This is a genomic window from bacterium (genome assembly GCA_020444065.1).
Taxonomy (GTDB): Bacteria; Sumerlaeota; Sumerlaeia; order SLMS01; family JAHLLQ01; genus JAHLLQ01.
Map to the genome: position 1 here is coordinate 143,904 of JAHLLQ010000001.1, position 17,372 is coordinate 161,275.

Genomic DNA, 17,372 nt, shown 5'->3' on the forward strand with positions numbered 1-17,372 from the left:
AGGACAAGATTCCAAGTGAAGGGACGGAATGGAGGTCGGCTCGTGCCGTGCAGTCGGTGGAGCCGGAGGAAGGTTCTTCTACTTCATACTTCACCTGCCTCAAATTCTGTTCATCCTGTGAATCCTATCCAATACATCCTCAAACTCATCGCGTGGAACGTTTCATTTCCATGCTGCTGAAGATCAAGTCGCCCTCCGAGATGCTCCCATTGGTCGGATCATAGGAGAGTGCGTTTAACTCATGGAGGGGTAGAATCTCTCGATCTCGCCATACAGTCGATAGGTTCCTGTCCTGCCCCTGTCCGACAAGGACCCAGTCCGTATCAGTATGAAGATACAGGAATTCGCTTCCCTCGCGAGAAAACCCGTCCCGTGGAGGCTCTTTGAGATACGATACTGGCGTCGTCAGTTCAGGGGTGAGTAAGAGGGGGAGTGTTTCATTGTCGCGTCGAAAGGCCTCGATGGCCTGGCCGATATCGCGCAGACGTTGCTTTTCGATATTGGTTTTCGCCCTATCGCGCGCCTCATGGATCTCCGGCCAGACTGGGCCTTGAATCACGGCGTTAGCCGAGAAAAGTAACGTCAGAACCGACATCCCAGAGACCTCTGCCCTCTGCCTCTTGGAGATCCGCCCGTACACAAGAGCAATGATCGCAAGAACCAGCGCCACGAGAAGGAGAATCAACATCATCCCGCGGCTGTAACCAATAACCGGCGCCACCAATGCCAGCAAGAACGCTCCCAAGGCGAGAGATAGAGGGGTCTTGAAGGTCCATCTGGACACCCTGAGCGTCTCAATCAAGTGGCGAAGTACCGGGTGTATCCAGAATCTCATCATACCCCTACCAATTCAAAGCGACAACCCCTTCACATTGTCACGCTGAAGCGAAGCCTGTCAGCGCAATTGTGGACAGGATTTACAAGATGGACAAGATTAGAGATAAGGGGGAGTGACTCCGGCAAATCTCGGGGGGGGGGATAGTACATGGGGAAGTGAGTGCGGTCCTTCATCGGCTTCGATTCTTCACAATACAGGAAGGATGCCGGACGGGTCGTACGGCCGACATGAGTCTCTTCTTCTGAATCCTGTTCATCCTGTGAATCCTGTCTACTTCAGAGCGGCAGCCCCTTTTCCTTGTCCCTCAGACGGCGGCGTTCGATTTCGTGGAGCTTGTCGGCCACGGCCTGCGCCAGGTCGATCCCGCGGGCGTTCGAGTAGTTGACCGCGGCGATCACGACATCGGCGGCCTCGTCCGCCAGGTCTTCCAGCGGGATGTCGCGCCCCTTCCAAACCTTTTTTTCCTTGTTGGCGATCTCCCCTGCCTCGCCTGCCAGTTCGAGGGCGAAGAACTCGGCGGGGCGCTCGGGGAAGGCCGCGCGATTGTAATCCCGGAAGCCCTGTTGCGCGGTCGCTAGCGCGCGGCGCAGGTCCTCGACGAAATCCATGCTTGGTTTCTGGGCGTCGGACATGAAAAACTCCTGGAGTTCCCTCGGCGGCGGCACGAATTTCTCTCGCCTCCGAAATGAGTCTTCGAGACAAGCACAGCCGGTGCCTCGACACGCAAGCTGATTTCCCTCAAGGAGCCCCGCGAATGCCTAAAGATCCCGCCCGCAAAGTCATCCTCGGCCTCGTTCAGATGGCCTGCTCGGACAACGCCGAGGAGAACGTCGACAAGGCCATCGCGAAGATCCGCGAAGCCGCCAATGACGGCGCCCAGGTGGTCTGTACGCAAGAGCTCTTCCGCAGCCCGTACCCGTGCCAGAGCGAAGACCACGACTTTTTCGCGCTTGCCGAGCCCCTGCCCGGCCCAACCACGGATCGCATTGCCGCGGTGGCCAAGGAGAAGGGCATCTCAATTGTCTCTTCGCATTTCGAGCGCCGCGCCGCGGGCGTGTACCACAATACGGCCGTGATTTTCGAAGCGACCGGCGAAGTGCTCGGGCTCTACCGCAAGATGCACATTCCGGACGATCCGAACTATTACGAAAAGTTCTACTTCGCGCCCGGCGATCTGGGATTTCGGGCGTGGGATACGAAGTTCGCGCGGCTCGGCGCGCTGGTGTGCTGGGATCAATGGTATCCGGAGGCGGCCCGCCTGACGGCACTGCGGGGCGCGGAGATTCTCTTCTACCCCACTGCGATCGGTTGGCTGCTGGAGGAGAAAGAGAAGTACGGCGAAGTGCAGCACGATTCCTGGGAAACCATCCAACGCGGCCACGCGATTGCGAACGGCCTATACGTCGCGGCGGTCAATCGAGTCGGCATCGAGGGCAACATCCAGTTCTGGGGCCAGTCCTTTGTCGCGGATCCGCAAGGCCGCATCATCGCGCGGGCCGATGCGGAGAAGGAAGAGAACCTGATCGTGGAAGTCGACCTCGCGCGTTGCGAACGTGTGCGCCAGCACTGGCCGTTCCTGCGCGACCGGCGCATCGACGCTTACGGCGATATCACCAAGAGATTCGTGGACTGACGCCGTGAAGTCTCTCGCCGATGTTGCAACACGGGAGCTTGAATTCGCCATCGATGAAGTAGATTCTCGCATCGTCGAGGTCCGCGCAGGCGAGGATCGAATCGGCGAGATGATCTGGCACGACGCGGCCGGCGCGTTCGTCGAAGTGCGATCCTCCCGCAACAGTTGGGGCTTTCGCACATCCGAAGCCGCCGTCGAAATCCGCGAAGTTGGGTGCGATTGCCTGGTGGGAATGCTAGACCGTGCCACGAAGGAGGCGAGCGTCGCAGCTGCGAGACCTCTGACGTGGCTGCCAAATGAAGACCGGTTCGTATTCTCCGACGGCGACGAGGCGCTGCAAATTGAAGGAACGAGTATTCGGACTTCCTCCCGTCTCTGCGAACATCCGGATGGGACATTGCTTGTCATGCTGGCGGTTCATTTGAAAGCGATCGAAGGATAGCACATGGTTCCGTATGCGCTGAAGCACTCTGAACTCCCCGCTGGATTGGGATACTCGATGCCGGCCGAATGGGAGCCCCAGGAGGCCATGTGGCTGGCGTGGCCGCACCGCGAGTCTTCGTGGCCCGGACTGCTGCCGGTGATTCCAAACATCTATGCACAGATCGTGAAGGCCCTGATGCCGCACCAGAAGGTTCGTGTTCTCGTGCGCGACGAAGAACTGCGTGGCCAGGCCGAAGAGACACTGCGCCACTTCAGTGCGTACAACGAGAACGTGGAACTGATCGTCATTCCGACGGATGATTCGTGGATGCGCGATTGCGGACCAATCTTTGTTCGCCGTCCGGCGGCCGATGGAGGTTTCGAACTTGCTGCGATCGATTGGGAGTTCAACACGTGGGGCGACAAGTACCCGCCGTATGGGCTCGACAATCAGGTCCCCACAAAAATCGCCGAGATGTACGGATTCCCGATGTGGTCGCCCGGGATCGTAATGGAAGGCGGCTCGATCGATGTGAACGGTCGCGGAACTCTGATGACCAGCGAGGCGTGTTTACTGAACCCGAATCGCAATCCGCACCTGACGCGAGAGCAGATCGAGGAGTACCTGAAGGCCTACCTGGGAGTGCGACACATCCTCTGGCTCGGCGATGGAATCGTCGGCGACGATACGGACGGGCACATTGACGATCTCACTCGCTTCGTCGACCCCACGACAGTTGTAACCGTGATCGAGGAGAATCCCGCGGATGAGAACTATGACATCCTGCAGGAGAACCTGCGTCGACTGCGCGGTATGCGAGACCAGGACGGCCGCCCGCTGCTCGTGGAGACGCTGCCCATGCCTTCGCCCGTCATCTACGAAGACACGCGCCTGCCGGCCAGCTACGCGAATTTCCTGATCGCAAACGACGTCGTCCTGGTGCCGACTTATGAATGTGCGAATGATGTGCGGGCGCTGCAGACGATGAAGCGCCTCTTCCCGCATCGAGAGATCGTCGGTATCCCGTGTTCGGAACTCGTGTGGGGACTCGGCGCGCTACACTGCATCTCGCAGCAGCAGCCTCGGGCGAAAGTGGCGAGTGACAAGTGACGAGTTCGAAGTCATGTGTTCAGATGCCCCAGGACTTCTTCCACGGCAGCTTCAACTGAGGAGAGACACGACACTCGAATAGCGTCGCGCGGCGGCTCCAGATCGCGGAATTGCCCCTCGATGATTCGGTCGAATCGCCCGACCAGACTGTGTCCCTTCCGATGGCGAAGTCGCGCATCGATCGTTTCTCTCGTACACTCGATGTAGACAAGATGAATATGTGAATCTGCTTCGCGCAGGACGTTGCGGTACGCTTCCTTCAGGGCGGAACAGGCCAGCACGGCTCCCGCGTCGGCCTTCCACTCCGCGATATGGCTCGCGACTATGCGCAACCAATCCTCCCGGTCTGCATCATCGAGAGGCTCATCGCGGCGCAACTTCTGGAGGTTGGTTTCTGGATGGTGATCGTCGGCGTCGTGAAAGGGAATGACCAGCCGCGCTGCTAACGCTCGACCAAGCGTGGTCTTGCCGCAACCGGTCACTCCCATCACAACGATGATCATGCTTACTTCAAGAAGTCGCCCAGGACATCTTCCAGATCTGGCTTGCCGATTTCCTGCAGTTCATAACGAACGCGGACAGCGGGCTTATTAATCTTGATGATACGGCGCAGATCGATCGGGGTGCCGATCACGACGATCTCTGCGTCGGATGCATTAATCGTTTCTTCCAGTTCCTTCATCTGCTTCTGGCCGTAGCCCATTGCCGGCAGAACATGTTCGAGGTGACTGTACTTCGCGAACGTGTCGACAATCGAACCCACGGCGAAGGGGCGAGGATCGATGATCTCGCCGGCGCCAAAGCGCTGTGCCGCAACGTGACCGGCGCCAAAACGCATCTCACCATGCGTGACGGTCGGACCATCTTCGACCACTAGAACGCGCTTGCCCTTCAGGGTGTGTGCATCGTCCACGAGAATCGGCGACGCACCGTCGATGACGACTGCGTTGGGATTGTATTTTGCAATGTTCGCACGCACTTCCCGAATCGCGTCGTAGTCCGCTGTGTCTTCCTTGTTGATCACGATCACATCGGAGGCCAGTAGATTCACCATGCCCGGGTAGTAGGTCAACTCATGGCCAGCACGATGCGGATCGACGACGGTGATCCACAGGTCTGGCTTGTAGAAGGGGAAGTCGTTATTGCCGCCGTCCCACAGGATCACATCGCAGCCTTCCTTCTCGGCTTCGCGAACGATCGCCTCATAATCCGCGCCCGAGTAAATCACGGCCTGGCGATCGATGTGCGGTTCGTATTCTTCGCGCTCCTCGATCGTGCACTCGTGCTTATCGAGATCGGAGTAATCGGCGAACCGCTGGACCTTCTGCTTCTCCAGGTCGCCACCGTACGGCATAGGATGGCGAATCGAGATCACCTTCTTCCCACGCTCGCGTAGAATATCGAGAACGCGGCGCGTCGTCTGACTCTTGCCGCAACCTGTGCGGACCGCGGTGATGGCGATCACGGGCAGTTTCGACTTCACCATCGTGTGGCGCGGCCCGAGCAGCACAAAGTCCGCTCCGCAGGCATTCACCAACGACGACTTCTCCATCACGTACTGATGCGGCAGGTCGCTGTACGAGAGAGCCACGAGGTCGATATCGTGCTCGCGGATCAGCTTCGGCAGGTTGGCCTCGGCCTCGATCGGGATGCCCTTGGGATAGAGTTCGCCGGCCATCGACGGCGGATAGACACGCCCATCGATATCGGGAATCTGGGTGGCAGTGAAGGCGATGACTTCGAAATTGTCGTTGTTGCGGTAGTACGTGTTGAAATTGTGGAAGTCGCGTCCGGCGGCTCCCATGATGATAACCTTCTGTTTACGCACGGTTTCCCTCCGTCAGTTGTGTCATAATCAACCAACAGGAGTCCTCCTTGTCCGATTAGGAGTCAAGGAAGATCGTGGCCCCGTGTTGCTCAAATGGTATCAGTGCCCCATCCAGCCACTCGGAGCGCCCGGAGGAGTCCCGGACGCATCGATGATGGTCACCGTGTAATTGAAGTTCCGTGTAGCTCCGTATTGATCGACCACGTTCGTGATGTGGATGTTGTACTCCACGTCCGTGGAGGTCGTGAAGTCGGTCTCCGAGAATTCCCACACGATTGTGTTATCACCGACGATCGTGCTCGAACCGAATTCCGGATAAATTGGCTGAACGGTCACCGGGACGTTTGTGCCCTCCCGGTCCATCATCACACCGGCGTTTGTGAAGTCGGCGGAGTACATTGAAAAGGACCAGCGCGATGTGCTTCCATTCTTCGCGTTGATAACCTGGTACGGGACGTATCCCGGCGGTGGCCACGAGACCCACTCTGGAGACGCGGGACGCGAACCGAAGTCCTCCGGCACAATCACCCAAAGACAACCTGCGCGCGGTGGAGATATCGTCCCGGTCGGCGCATCTCCGACTCCCATCGTCAATGAACGGGGATACAGAGTCCATCTGCGGTGCCCGACGTAGGTATTGCCGGCGCCGTGATCTTCCATATATCCATCAATGGCGGCGACCCCGTCGGCACCTCTGACGAGATTGGAACGTTGGGCGGCGTCGTAACCGTCTTGCGTCCAGCAGGTCCAGGATGTAGGCGGCGCATGGTTGAGTGGCTCATTCTCGTTCGCGCTGATCATCACTGCCATGTCGTCGGCCTTGGAACTGAGATCCGAACGCAGAGTGACGTTTCCAGGCAGGCCGACCATCGCACGATAGTAGTTAATTCGTTTCATCGTTGCATCCTGGTAGGCCGCATCCACGGTTCCCGGATCGCAGGAAGCAACGCTGCCCGTCCAATTGGCGGGGACGTCTGCCGTTCCGACGTAATAGGTGTAGTAGAATTGGATGACGGCCGCACGATTCTGATTGTCGACGGAGATTCCTCCATCGCGGGCAATGGAATCTGCGGCGGAGGCTTCGGGGGGATTCTCGATGATTGGCGCCGACCCGAGAATCACATCCGGTGCTTCGGCTGAAACAACAGTCGCTGCAGCAGCAAAGAAGATCGTGCAGATTCGGCCCAATGGTCGGAAAGTCATGGGAGCGCCTTTCTTGCTCGGATTAGAGCCCGTGTGGCGTTGTCTAGCAAGCTCGATTCCCGACAGAGGACTAGCCGATCGTGTCGCCTGGACCGCCTTCGTAGGGCACCTTTGGATCGGTCATGCGCAGCAATGCGGGAAGAATCGTCAGAGAGGCCAGCAGCGTAAAGCCAACTCCTACGATCGAGAAGACACCGAGCTCTCGGATGCCTCGGAAGTTCGCCAGCGCAAGCGACCCGAATCCAAAAATCGTCGTCATCCCGGTAATCAGCACAGCGCGCCCGGTGCGCGTAACGGTCGCCCGCAAATCGCGGCGATTGCGCTCATAGAAGCGCTGCAGCAAGTGCACGCCGGCGTCCACGCCGATACCGACAACCATCGGCATGGCGATGATGTTCAGATAGTGAAGATGCATGTTCAGCAGCTTGATGGTGCCAAGCATGCACAGGAGTCCCAGAAGAACTGGTGTGATCGCCAGCAGGGCACGCACGAAACTCTCGAAGTAGATCAACAGGTAGAGAAAGACCGCGCCAATGACGACCAGGACAGCGATCGCCAAATCACCCATGATGATCGTGCGGAGTTCCTGTTGAAGAATCGCCGACCCCGTAATCTGAGGGGGAGGCTCGACGCCGACGCCCAATGAATCGATGAAGGCTTCGGGAACGGAGCTCACCCATTCGCCCTCCGGCGGGTAGATCTGCGTCGCGATTCGCCAGCGCTCCTTGCCTTCTTCTCCTACACGCTGCTCCGACTTGTAGATGTAGCGCTGGGCGATTTGCCCGAGCGCGCGGTTCTCCTGGCGCGCGAGACTGGCCAGATTGATTGGCATCGAATTCTTCTGCAAGGCGACCTGTGCCGCTTCCTGGAAGCGGGCCAATTGCTCCATGAATGGATCAAATGCTGCAGGCGCAATCTGGAAGTCGGCACCGATAGCATCAAGTCGAGCTCTAATGCCTGGAAGATCCTGCCGGGCCATACGTTCCAATTGCACCTGCTGCGTCTTGGCGGACGGAAGGAAGTACCGCAGCGAGTCCTTCGCAACGAGCGGAAAGAGCGTCTCCGCAGCGTAGATATTACTGAAGAGCTGATCGTTCTTCTCCAGCGCTTCCTGGATCGTGCTGCCCTCAATGATCGCGACGATCTGGTTCGAAGGGACCTCGAAGTGTTGTTCGATTCGTTCACGCAAGTCGAGGTACTCGTCGCTCGGCTGCTTCAACATTCGGAAGTCGTCCTCGAACGTCACGCCACGCCCCTGGAATCCAAGGAACAGGCAAATCGTCAATCCGCCAACAACGGTGATCCGCGGGTACGCCATCACCATGAAGTAGAAACGACGTAGCCCGAGCGTACTCATCGGCCGCTGCGTAAACACGCCGACTGGTCCCTGTCCAAAGTACAGGAGCAGCGCCGGCAAGACGAGAAGGACGGAAGCCAGGCAGCAGAGAATACCCAAACCTGACACAAGACCCAGTTCGCGGAACCCGACAAAGCTGGTCACCATCATGCCGAAGAACGCGATGGCCGTCGTCAGTGCGCCGGCGATGATGCCCGGACCGGTTTCCTTGACGGCGTGGCGGATTGCTTCACGGTTTGGATGACCGCGACGGATCTCCTCGAGATAGCGATTGTATAAGTGGACAGAGAAGTCGATACCTAGGCCAAATAGGATCGCCGAAAAGGCCATCGTGACCTGCGTCAGGCGACCAACGAGCACACTCGTCAACCCAAGCGTCCAGAGCACGCCAAGCAGTAGCGGGATCGCGACGAATACCAGCGCTTCTGGCCTGCGGAATGCAACAATGAACAGCAGACAGACCGCCGCAAACGACGCGATCGAGGTGCGAATCAGGTCGCCCTTGATGACTTGTGCATCGGAGATCGCCTCGTAGTGGGATCCAAAATACCGAACGCGGAAATTCTTGCCGACGGGCTTGTCCGGCCGTGCCCACTCCGGGTTGCGCAGGAAGATTCCGCGTCTCGAGCCCTCCAGGAAGTCCTGGAACTTGTTTGCGAAGGCCAGATCGGTAGCCGGCCGCACGGGCCAGATCACCATCAGCAACATCTCGCCGTCATTTGACATGAAATAGCTGTCGCGGAGATTGACCTTCAGCGGACCGCTCTTGATTTTGATCCGCTCGCGAAGGACCTCAGTGAAGTTCAACGGATCCTGCAGCAACTTCTCGCGACTGCGCCTTGGCAACGGCGCGTTCAGCAAGCCACGCAGGCGCACCATCGAACGCTCGATTTCCTCGGGCGAGAGCTTCCGCTCCATCACCGCCCAGTCCTCGTCGGTCAGCACGGCGATCGCGCGCGCGTCACCTTCGAGTGTGCCCATCTCCAGGGTCTCGGGAGTAATCCGGTAAGTAACGCTTCGAACGAAGCGTCGATCCTCCAGCGCGACGGCCAGTTCCTCGGCGGCGGCTTTCAATTCAGGCTCGTGCCCAGGTCCATCAGCTTCCAAGACCGCAAACATGAAGTCGAACGACTCGAAGTCCCGCAGTGCCGATTGAGTAATCTGGGCGACCTTCGACTTCTCCGGCAACAGCGCCGTCAGGTCCATCTCGATGCGCAGATACGAACGGATGGCAATGATCGAGGCCACGGAGAAGATCGCCGCCAACAACAAACACCAGTTCGGGTGGCGCGAAACGAAGCGGGACAGGTGGCGAACGGAAAACTGGGTCATCGGGCTCGCAGGCTCAAACGAGGGCTCAAACCCCTGAGTGCATCACTCATCGGTTTCGATTGCATCCCGCTGGCTCAACATCTCCATCGGGAAGACCTTCTCTGCCTTCGGCGGCAGGAACACGGCATCGACCAGCGCTGGATTGATCTTGTACTTGTCGATCTCCACGTCGAAGTTCAACTGGTCCTCATAAAGGCCGATCACAAATTCCTCGGGCAATGGCTCCGTCGCATCGGATTCGAGAGCATAGTCCCAGTAAGAGACGCGCATCTCGATTCGATCTTGCGGACCGCGCAGAACGACTTCGCGAACCAGCCCATCGCTGCGACGGAGACGCCAGATCAATTGGCGCCCGTCCTCGATCGACTTCGCCAGCAGCACATCCTTTTGCGTCGGCAACACCGTCCAGCGTCCGCCTTCGTCCAGACGACGCAGCAAGTCCTGATTCACAAGAATTGCCGCCATCATATCCTGCAGCGAAAGGGCGCCGGTAACGCCGGACACCTTGCTCAGGTCGGCCCGCTGACCGGCGTAGAGTTCTTTCTCTCGGTTCAGATACACCCACGCCGAATCGCCATTCATGATCACTTCGAACAACGTCCCGATCGGTATGCGGGAACCCCGCAAGCGAATCGCGTCCGGCGATCGGAACAGCAGCGTCATGTCAAACCACTGCTTCTTCCGTTCGCCCTGCACGCTGATCACAATCTTGCCGCCAGACCAGAGCGTCGGATGATCGACTGCACGTTCGCGCATGAGGGCATGCACCTCCGCAATCGTCCCACGCTCCAGCGTACGCGGCTGGTCTTCAATATCATACGGCGAATGGAATGTCCGCTCTGCCCGACAGCCAGCCATCAAAGCCACAGCCGTCGTGAGAGCAATCAGAAGCAGGATTCGGCGCACAAACAGGCGTCCTTGGCGGGAATTCATCCTCATCGCCCCGACTTCTCCCCGGCCGAGCCCATGAATGTCAAGCCGCCTGGGAGGACATTCGCCGAATTAGACCCCTGGCAATTCAGATTGCCTGAGGGAGGGCTGGGTTGAATCGTGGATGTGTCCAATCCGATGGAAGTGAGGGAGTCAAGTGTCACGGAAATCCGAAGACTACCAGGGCGCTCCAGCACTCCGCTGGATGGGCGGACGCGCGCTTGCGATCCCTGGGCTTGGATGCGCCTTGATCCTCCTGGCTATATTGCTGGTAGTGCTCTGCGCGCTCTTCCCGGACGACATCGGAGAACTCCTGGGAACCGGGAGCCGGAACGCCACCCAGAGGGCCAGATCGGATATGCGATCCATCGCGACTGCGATCGAGTCCTATTGGGTCGATCACAGGTCATACTTCCCCATCGTTGATGGGGAGGACTTTCCTCTTCAGCGGCATTTCGTAGAACCCTACCTCGACTCCGATCTGCAGTTCTTTCTGGATCCGTATTCCGACAAAGGCCGCTTTCGCCTCTACCACAACGGACGGGTCTTCACGCGTTCTCACGATAAAGGAACGCTCCCGTATGGATACTGGAAGAATGGGAATCTGTGGATTCTCGTTTCTCGAGGGCCGGACCTGGACTTAGATCTCACCCCAGAGGTCCTCGAACAGAATCTCTCCTCAGATATCAGCACGCTCTCAACATGGACCTTCGACCCTACAAATGGGGCCGCAAGCAGCGGCGATGTGTTTCGCCTGAAGGAGTAGGAAACAGGAATGCGGACCTGTCGCCGTGAAAAGCACTCGCCCGGAGCCGTGGCCCCGGGCGAGTACCCCACTGCGTGCGAGCACACTCCTACCTCGGCCCTACTCGCACATGCTCTCGTTAGAGAAGACACACCAACTCGACCAAGAGTGCCTGCAGTCTCGAACGCCAATGCTCGAGTGTAAAGCCAAATGTGACCATGCGTAGAACCTATACGTGTCTATGACGCACGCGCATCTGGCGCAGCAGTCAGGATTCCCGATTCGTTATGCCAGGAGAAGGCGCAGAAAGCGCATCGCTTGATCCGCGATTCCGGGCTGCCCGGATTCACGTGGGCCTGCGATATTCAGGGTATGGATCTCATTCTCCTCGATCCAGGCGCATACTTCGTTCAACGCCCAATCAGCCGAAAGATCCATGACTAGGCAGGGGCGATCATAGCGCCTCGCCAGTTCTACGGTCAGGGCCGTCCCACCGGTCAATTCCCCCCGCGCCAGAATCAGTGTCCCGCCGGAATCGCGCACGTTCCATTCCGTGCGTTGAGCGTACTCCTCAGACGGAGTTTCGTGCAGGGGATATCGCTCCGGTAGCGGCCCATCCTCCGCGCACCGTCCCTTCGGGCACCACCCGCCACAGGGGATGCCCAACTCCAACGCCACATCCAGCGCCGCGCGGTCCACGCCGGTCTGGCCGCCGGAGACGATTCTGATCGGTAGACTGTGGGACGAACCGCTCATGATAGGGGCAGTTATTCCATGACAGACATCGATCACCCAAGCCGAATTGCCCATCCGGCTTTGCGATTGACCTCTCCGCCGAATGCGAAACGATGGAGCGAACTCGCACAGACTGAAACGCGATCAACGCAATGCCGGCTGATGGGGATTGGAGGCGGCGGGATGCGAGCGAATCGCCAAACGATTACTCAGTGCTTTGATGAATTTCGGCGCGGCGGAGGAGTGACTTCGCTTCTGCGTTTCTTCTGCATGGTGATTCGACAGGGGCGCGTCCTGGAACTGTTGCACGGGCTCTATTCATTCATCCGCTTCCGTCCCTCCCCGCTGGTCGAGCGCGAAGTATCCTTCGTGGCCGACGATATCCGTCGCGTAGCGCAAGATCTCATCGATTCTCATCGTCGAAACCGAATCGGCATTCACGTGCTGTTTCGCGAAGATCTCGTCGCGCGCTATGGGGACCGTTATGCGATCGATCGAATCCCTGAGGACTTCAAAATGTGCCGCCGCCAATCGATCGTCGAGCAGGACGGCTACCTGATCCTCGGCGAGTACGGCGATGCGTCCGGGCGCCTTGCAGTCGTGACGCAGGAGGACTGCACGATTGAAGACTACTACAATCGCATCAAAGGCCTGCGCCACATCCACCTGATCCATCCCACCGGAGTGCGCGGCCTGTTCTACGTCACGACGGGCGATTCCGTTAAGCGACTCGATATTTGGGAACTGACGGACGACGGCACGCTGCAGTTCCGCGGATGCCAGGAGAAACGCCTGGCTGGCTATACAGACTGTGTTCGATTGAACGGGTGCGTGTTCTTCGGTTCCGACTTCAGCAGCCGCCCTAACTTTCTGAAGGAACTGAATGCCGCGCGCCACTTCCTTCCTGCGCGAGCCTTCAAGACGTACGTGGCGTCATTGGATGTGGTGCAAGATCGCTACATCCTGATTTGCAGCAAGAACGTCACGCGCCACGATCTGGGAGGCTGGTTCCTGACAATCTTCGACACCGAGCGAAGAGAGTTTATCGCGTGCCACTCGATACCTGAAGTAATTGGCGCATTCCAGATCAACGCGCCCGCAATATCACCCGAACTCCCGGCTGATTCAACAGCCGAGGCGATTTCGGCGTAACAGCTCGGCAGGCTTCCAATCGAGTTCTTGGGAACTTCATTGGTCTACTCGAGCGAGACTTTCTCCCAGCCACGCGCAATCAGATCGATTTGGCCTGCATTATTGTCGATCATCCGGAAGTGAATCACATCTCGCCTGGAGAGACCGGCTGACTTCCATTTGTTCAAGACATCCTGGAGCAGATCTGAGTGGCCAATGAGGCCTGCGCTCTGAATGGTTACTGGGTGGGCAAGATTGCCGTGAAGAGCACACCGGCACTCGAGACATTCCTTGAAGATGAATCTCCATCGAGTTCCTCCATCGATCGCTCCGTAAAGATTAACGTCGATTTCTACGCACTCGATCCAATCGCGTCCTCCGCAGATCGAGATACCCAGCAATATCCCGTCGTGCCAGTAGTATTCGTTCATCCCTTCGTACTGATCCTTCCCTTTTGCGCCGGCAACGAGTTCAACGCCTCGCACTATTGCCGCAGCGCTTCCCTCGGCCCAGTGATGCGCATCCGGACCAGTATGAGTAGAATCATCCAACATCTCGCAGTACTCGAACATCCATTCTAACAGCGAGTCTGCCCATTGAACAAACTCAGGGCTCTTCGAATTGAATTCGCTGCCTTGGGGGCTCGTATAGACGGAATCGAAGGACATCCTCCCCCTCCGGATCGATGTCTCGGTCAGAGGGGATGGGCAAAATCCGACGGCTTCAATCGCCGAACAAGGATCGTCATCGATCACCCAGCATCCCTCATTGGGGAGGCATTTCAGCTTCACGGTCTTCAGGAACGGCTTCCTCGTCAGGAAGCGTGCTTCCTTGATGTCATCGACCGGAACAACAGCATCCTCATCAAATCGATCCGGCAGGAAGATCCCGTCGTCCCATTTCGCAAGGAACCTGCGGAACTCCTCGATGTCCTTCGCAGTCATGAAGTAGTCGATCTGACGTCCCATTGGGTGAGGCCTTCCGGTTGGCTCAGGAGTTGATCTCTCGAAAATGAGTGATATCGAAAAAGGACCTCAAGACAGGTCTCGTGGAAGCGTATCGAGCGATCGCAGGATAGCGATGGCCCGCGTGGTGCGGTCGTGAAAATCGGTCAGAACCATGGCATTCTCCCCTCGTTGCCTCGCCAACTCCTGCGACACCTGTAGCGATGAGGCAATCCAAACAGGTGTCCCGTCCCGCGGTATGTTCCGTTGACGGCCAGTCATAAACAGATGTAGCCAGGGAGTATCTCCGAGGGAGGATACCAGATGTCCAACGAATGTCCAACACCGCCGCCGACCCCGTTGCCGCCCCAGCCGGGGATGGAAGAGCAGGCGCCACCTGCTCGGCCGAAGTCTACGTTGCAGGCCATCGAGGATGAGTTGGAGCCATTCCACAAGGCGACCGAGAAGGTTGGTTTCAATTCCCGCCTGACGGACCATGCCCTTCAGTTTGGCCTCGCCGTTGCGGGGACGATTCTCCTTGGCGGGTACGGCCTTCTGACGGGGGGCTGTGGCGGCGCCATTGGTTTTGGTCTGTTGGGGTTCATCGTGTTCGCGTTCATCGGCGGCTTCATCATCATGATTCGCCGGCGCTGATTCGCATACTATGCCCATCAAATCGAGGCATTGCGACTGCCCAGAGCCGAATTCCCATTGCTCTCCAGGGGCGCGACGGCCTACCCGGTTCTGTTCGGCGCCAAGGGGCGTCGAGGGCTGGGGATATTTACGCCCGGCAATTCTTGGACAGAGGCTTGGCCTGATCGTGCAGCAGAGACGCTTCTTTGCGTGGTTCATCATGATGGTGTTGGGGTGTTTGTTTGGGGCGCTCTCCCCTGCCGTGGCCCAGGACAACCTGCCTCCGGATGGCACGCGAATCATCCGGATCGAGATCACCGGCCTGGAACGGGTGGCGGAACACGAAGTTGCCCGCGTCATGGAACTCAAAGAAAACCAGCCGTTTATGGCCGAGTCCTTCCGGCGCGACCGGGAGGCCGTCTATCGTCTAGGGTACTTCGATCCCCTCCGTTCGGAATTCACCGCCGAAAAGACCGACGAAGGCGCGGTCGTCCGGATCAAGCTCACGGAGAACCCGATCGTCGACCGGATCTCCATCGTCGGCAATCTGAAGTACGACGAAGAACGCCTGAAGCGCGAACTCGATTTCGGCGAAGGCGACATTCTGCCGCTGGGCGCCCGTGGAACCGTTCCGCGTTCGATCGGCGATTTCTACGCCGACGGCGGATACAAGACCACCGAGGTTCGCCTCGAGGTCAATCCGGCCGATGAGCCTGGCCACGTCGACGTGTTGATCAACATCGACGAGGGCGAGAAGATCCGCATCAAGGACCTGATCATCCGCGGAAACCACCACTTCTGTGACATCACCCTGAAGATGTTGGCGGTCAACTCCGGCAGTTGGCTGTTCTTCAATAACTACTACGACGACCGCGCGTTTGCCGATGACCTCGGCGCGATGGAAGCGAAGTACCACCGCGATGGCTACCTGGATGCGACGGCTCGCCCGGGCGAGTTCATCTACGATGCCAAGGAAGCCTGGGTCTCTCCTGTTGTCATCATCACAGAGGGTCCCCGCTACCGCGTCGGCGAAGTCCGAATCCTTGGAAACACGCTCTTTACGGATGAAGAGGTCAACCGCCCCTTCAGGCACGTGGTCGGCGATTACTTCAGTGGAATCGAGTTCGATGAGGCCCTGAGGAAGTTGCGCCTCCTTTATGGGAACCAGGGCTACGTCAATGCCCAGTTCGAGCCGCAGTTCATCAAAGATCCCGAAAAGGGCCGTGTCTCGATCGAGATTTCCATCACCGAGAACCAGGTCGTGTACGTCGGCCAGGTGATGGTTGAGAAGCAGGAATACGAATACCAATTCGACCTGAACCCGCTCGAGGAGTTCATCAACTGGACCTCGCCCGGCGTTTCCGAGGAAACCATCCGGCGCGAGTTGAAGCTGAAGCCTGGCGAGAAGTACCGAACCGCGGACGAGGTCCGTTCAGCAGAGCGCCTTCGCCGTCTTGGCTTCTTTGATACCGTGAACATCAATCGCCAGCCGACGCGCGATCCGCAGGTCAACGATGCGGTTGTCCAGGTGAAGGAAGATCCGGGCGCTGGGTTCTTTGCCGTGACTGCCGGCGTCGGCGAGCAATCCGGACCAGCCGTCGGGTTCAACTACATCAACCCGAACCTGTTCGGCGAAGCCCGCGTGCTAAAGGCGAACGTGACGCTCGGCAAGAGCACGACGTTCTTCAACATCGGCTACCTCGAACGCTACATCGGCGACTCGGAAGACTCTCTGGCCCTCGATCTCTATCGCAGTTATTCGCGCTTCGAAGGCTATGCATGGCGTAAATACGGCGCTTCCGCAGAGTTGGAACATCCCTTCAGCGAATACGTCAGCGGTGCGGCGCGCCTGCGCGTCGAGCAAGTGCGTCTGGAACGTCATGATGACGACCTGCGAGAGTCCATGTCGTCCTACGGCGTTGTTGCGTTGCGCGGTATGCTGAAGAAGGATCTGCGCAATTCGATTCGGTGGCCAACGTCGGGCTATCTGCTGTCCGGCGGCGTTGAGACCGGCTATGCCAGCGGCGCAATGCTGAAGTTCATGCATGAGTTCGAGTGGTACAAGGAGTTGGCTGAGGACTGGGTCTACATGTACGGTCACCGGGTCGGAATCCAGCCTTACGATGCGGATCACATCGGCATCTCCGAGCGCTTCTTCATCGGCGGCTCCTCGACGCTCCGTGGATTCAAGTACCACGGCGCTGGGCCAAAGGATAAGGGCGAGGATGACGTCGTGATCGGCGGCTCGACAATGCTGACACAGCGTCATGAGCTGCGCCATCGCTTCAGTCGCGTCGTCAGTGGCCGCGTCTTTGTCGACGCCGGCATGTTGGAGTTTGACGCCTTAAGTTTCGGCAAGCCCCGCGTCGGTGCGGGCGCCGGTGTGTCGTTCAACATGGGCGCGATCGTGATCGACATCGATCTGGCCGGCGCGGTTGTGAAGAAGAGTCACGATCAGACGCGCGTGCTGCACTTCCAGATTCGCTCTGCGTTCTAAGACTGCACGAGCGAACACCAACACAGGATCAT

16 protein-coding genes are annotated in these 17,372 nt (G+C 58.4%); 7 read left to right on the forward strand and 9 right to left on the reverse strand.

Annotation, left to right across the window (positions count from 1 at the left end):
* Window positions 1–145: 145 nt before the first annotated feature.
* The gene (locus KQI84_00555; GenBank protein ID MCB2153349.1) at window positions 146–733 is read right to left on the reverse strand and encodes a hypothetical protein; all 588 of its coding nucleotides are present in this window, start codon (window positions 731–733) and stop codon (window positions 146–148) included.
* 380 nt (window positions 734–1,113) lie between these two features.
* Entirely contained in the window at window positions 1,114–1,470 is a 357-nt protein-coding gene (locus tag KQI84_00560) for a hypothetical protein (GenBank protein MCB2153350.1), read from the reverse strand.
* 122 nt (window positions 1,471–1,592) lie between these two features.
* Between KQI84_00560 and KQI84_00565 the strand changes: the two genes are divergently transcribed.
* Genes KQI84_00565 through KQI84_00575 form a run of 3 tightly spaced genes read left to right on the forward strand, consistent with a single transcriptional unit; the run spans window position 1,593 to window position 4,005 of the window.
* Complete coding sequence (locus KQI84_00565) at window positions 1,593–2,471, forward strand: carbon-nitrogen hydrolase (GenBank protein ID MCB2153351.1); 879 nt, start codon at window positions 1,593–1,595, stop codon at window positions 2,469–2,471.
* 4 nt (window positions 2,472–2,475) lie between these two features.
* Window positions 2,476–2,913, forward strand: a complete 438-nt coding sequence (locus KQI84_00570; GenBank protein ID MCB2153352.1) for a hypothetical protein — start codon at window positions 2,476–2,478, stop codon at window positions 2,911–2,913.
* A gap of 57 nt (window positions 2,914–2,970) precedes the next feature.
* Window positions 2,971–4,005: an agmatine deiminase family protein gene (locus tag KQI84_00575; protein ID MCB2153353.1), complete on the forward strand. Its 1,035-nt coding sequence runs from the start codon at window positions 2,971–2,973 to the stop codon at window positions 4,003–4,005.
* Between the two features lie 11 nt (window positions 4,006–4,016).
* Here the strand turns inward: KQI84_00575 and KQI84_00580 are convergent, their stop codons facing one another.
* The 5 genes from KQI84_00580 to KQI84_00600 form a co-directional block, all read right to left on the reverse strand.
* On the reverse strand, window positions 4,017–4,508 hold the full coding sequence (locus tag KQI84_00580; protein MCB2153354.1) for an AAA family ATPase: 492 nt from the start codon (window positions 4,506–4,508) through the stop codon (window positions 4,017–4,019).
* Window positions 4,509–4,510: 2 nt separating this feature from the next.
* Window positions 4,511–5,833 carry a cyclic 2,3-diphosphoglycerate synthase gene (locus tag KQI84_00585; protein MCB2153355.1) on the reverse strand — a complete coding sequence of 441 codons (1,323 nt, stop codon included), beginning with the start codon at window positions 5,831–5,833 and terminating at the stop codon, window positions 4,511–4,513.
* A 99-nt stretch (window positions 5,834–5,932) separates the two neighbouring features.
* Window positions 5,933–7,036, reverse strand: a complete 1,104-nt coding sequence (locus KQI84_00590) for a CAP domain-containing protein (protein MCB2153356.1) — start codon at window positions 7,034–7,036, stop codon at window positions 5,933–5,935.
* Window positions 7,037–7,106: 70 nt separating this feature from the next.
* Window positions 7,107–9,725 carry an MMPL family transporter gene (locus KQI84_00595; GenBank protein MCB2153357.1) on the reverse strand — a complete coding sequence of 873 codons (2,619 nt, stop codon included), beginning with the start codon at window positions 9,723–9,725 and terminating at the stop codon, window positions 7,107–7,109.
* 42 nt (window positions 9,726–9,767) lie between these two features.
* Window positions 9,768–10,664 carry a DUF4292 domain-containing protein gene (locus tag KQI84_00600; protein ID MCB2153358.1) on the reverse strand — a complete coding sequence of 299 codons (897 nt, stop codon included), beginning with the start codon at window positions 10,662–10,664 and terminating at the stop codon, window positions 9,768–9,770.
* 148 nt (window positions 10,665–10,812) lie between these two features.
* Here KQI84_00600 and KQI84_00605 point away from each other — a divergent pair, with 148 nt between their 5' ends.
* Complete coding sequence (locus KQI84_00605) at window positions 10,813–11,421, forward strand: hypothetical protein (GenBank protein MCB2153359.1); 609 nt, start codon at window positions 10,813–10,815, stop codon at window positions 11,419–11,421.
* Window positions 11,422–11,685: 264 nt separating this feature from the next.
* On the opposite strand, the gene KQI84_00610 is transcribed toward KQI84_00605, so the two are convergent.
* Window positions 11,686–12,156 carry a putative molybdenum carrier protein gene (locus KQI84_00610; GenBank protein ID MCB2153360.1) on the reverse strand — a complete coding sequence of 157 codons (471 nt, stop codon included), beginning with the start codon at window positions 12,154–12,156 and terminating at the stop codon, window positions 11,686–11,688.
* A 162-nt stretch (window positions 12,157–12,318) separates the two neighbouring features.
* Here KQI84_00610 and KQI84_00615 point away from each other — a divergent pair, with 162 nt between their 5' ends.
* Entirely contained in the window at window positions 12,319–13,287 is a 969-nt protein-coding gene (locus tag KQI84_00615; GenBank protein ID MCB2153361.1) for a hypothetical protein, read from the forward strand.
* Between the two features lie 44 nt (window positions 13,288–13,331).
* On the opposite strand, the gene KQI84_00620 is transcribed toward KQI84_00615, so the two are convergent.
* Complete coding sequence (locus tag KQI84_00620) at window positions 13,332–14,234, reverse strand: hypothetical protein (protein MCB2153362.1); 903 nt, start codon at window positions 14,232–14,234, stop codon at window positions 13,332–13,334.
* Window positions 14,235–14,534: 300 nt separating this feature from the next.
* On the opposite strand from KQI84_00620, the gene KQI84_00625 reads away from it, so the two are divergent.
* Both KQI84_00625 and KQI84_00630 read left to right on the forward strand, forming a co-directional pair.
* The gene (locus KQI84_00625) at window positions 14,535–14,864 is read left to right on the forward strand and encodes a hypothetical protein (GenBank protein MCB2153363.1); all 330 of its coding nucleotides are present in this window, start codon (window positions 14,535–14,537) and stop codon (window positions 14,862–14,864) included.
* Window positions 14,865–15,030: 166 nt separating this feature from the next.
* Window positions 15,031–17,340: a BamA/TamA family outer membrane protein gene (locus tag KQI84_00630; GenBank protein ID MCB2153364.1), complete on the forward strand. Its 2,310-nt coding sequence runs from the start codon at window positions 15,031–15,033 to the stop codon at window positions 17,338–17,340.
* Window positions 17,341–17,372 lie beyond the last annotated feature (32 nt).

Excerpts from the sequence above, each read along its gene's own strand:
- KQI84_00560 (MCB2153350.1), bottom strand. The coding sequence starts at position 1,470 with ATGTCCGACGCCCAGAAACCAAGCATGGATTTCGTCGAGGACCTGCGC.
- KQI84_00565 (MCB2153351.1), top strand. The coding sequence starts at position 1,593 with ATGCCTAAAGATCCCGCCCGCAAAGTCATCCTCGGCCTCGTTCAGATG.
- KQI84_00575 (MCB2153353.1), top strand. The coding sequence starts at position 2,971 with ATGCCGGCCGAATGGGAGCCCCAGGAGGCCATGTGGCTGGCGTGGCCG.
- KQI84_00580 (MCB2153354.1), bottom strand. The coding sequence starts at position 4,508 with ATGATCATCGTTGTGATGGGAGTGACCGGTTGCGGCAAGACCACGCTT.
- KQI84_00590 (MCB2153356.1), bottom strand. The coding sequence starts at position 7,036 with ATGACTTTCCGACCATTGGGCCGAATCTGCACGATCTTCTTTGCTGCT.
- KQI84_00595 (MCB2153357.1), bottom strand. The coding sequence starts at position 9,725 with ATGACCCAGTTTTCCGTTCGCCACCTGTCCCGCTTCGTTTCGCGCCAC.
- KQI84_00600 (MCB2153358.1), bottom strand. The coding sequence starts at position 10,664 with ATGAGGATGAATTCCCGCCAAGGACGCCTGTTTGTGCGCCGAATCCTG.
- KQI84_00610 (MCB2153360.1), bottom strand. The coding sequence starts at position 12,156 with ATGAGCGGTTCGTCCCACAGTCTACCGATCAGAATCGTCTCCGGCGGC.
- KQI84_00615 (MCB2153361.1), top strand. The coding sequence starts at position 12,319 with ATGCGAGCGAATCGCCAAACGATTACTCAGTGCTTTGATGAATTTCGG.
- KQI84_00620 (MCB2153362.1), bottom strand. The coding sequence starts at position 14,234 with ATGGGACGTCAGATCGACTACTTCATGACTGCGAAGGACATCGAGGAG.
- KQI84_00625 (MCB2153363.1), top strand. The coding sequence starts at position 14,535 with ATGTCCAACGAATGTCCAACACCGCCGCCGACCCCGTTGCCGCCCCAG.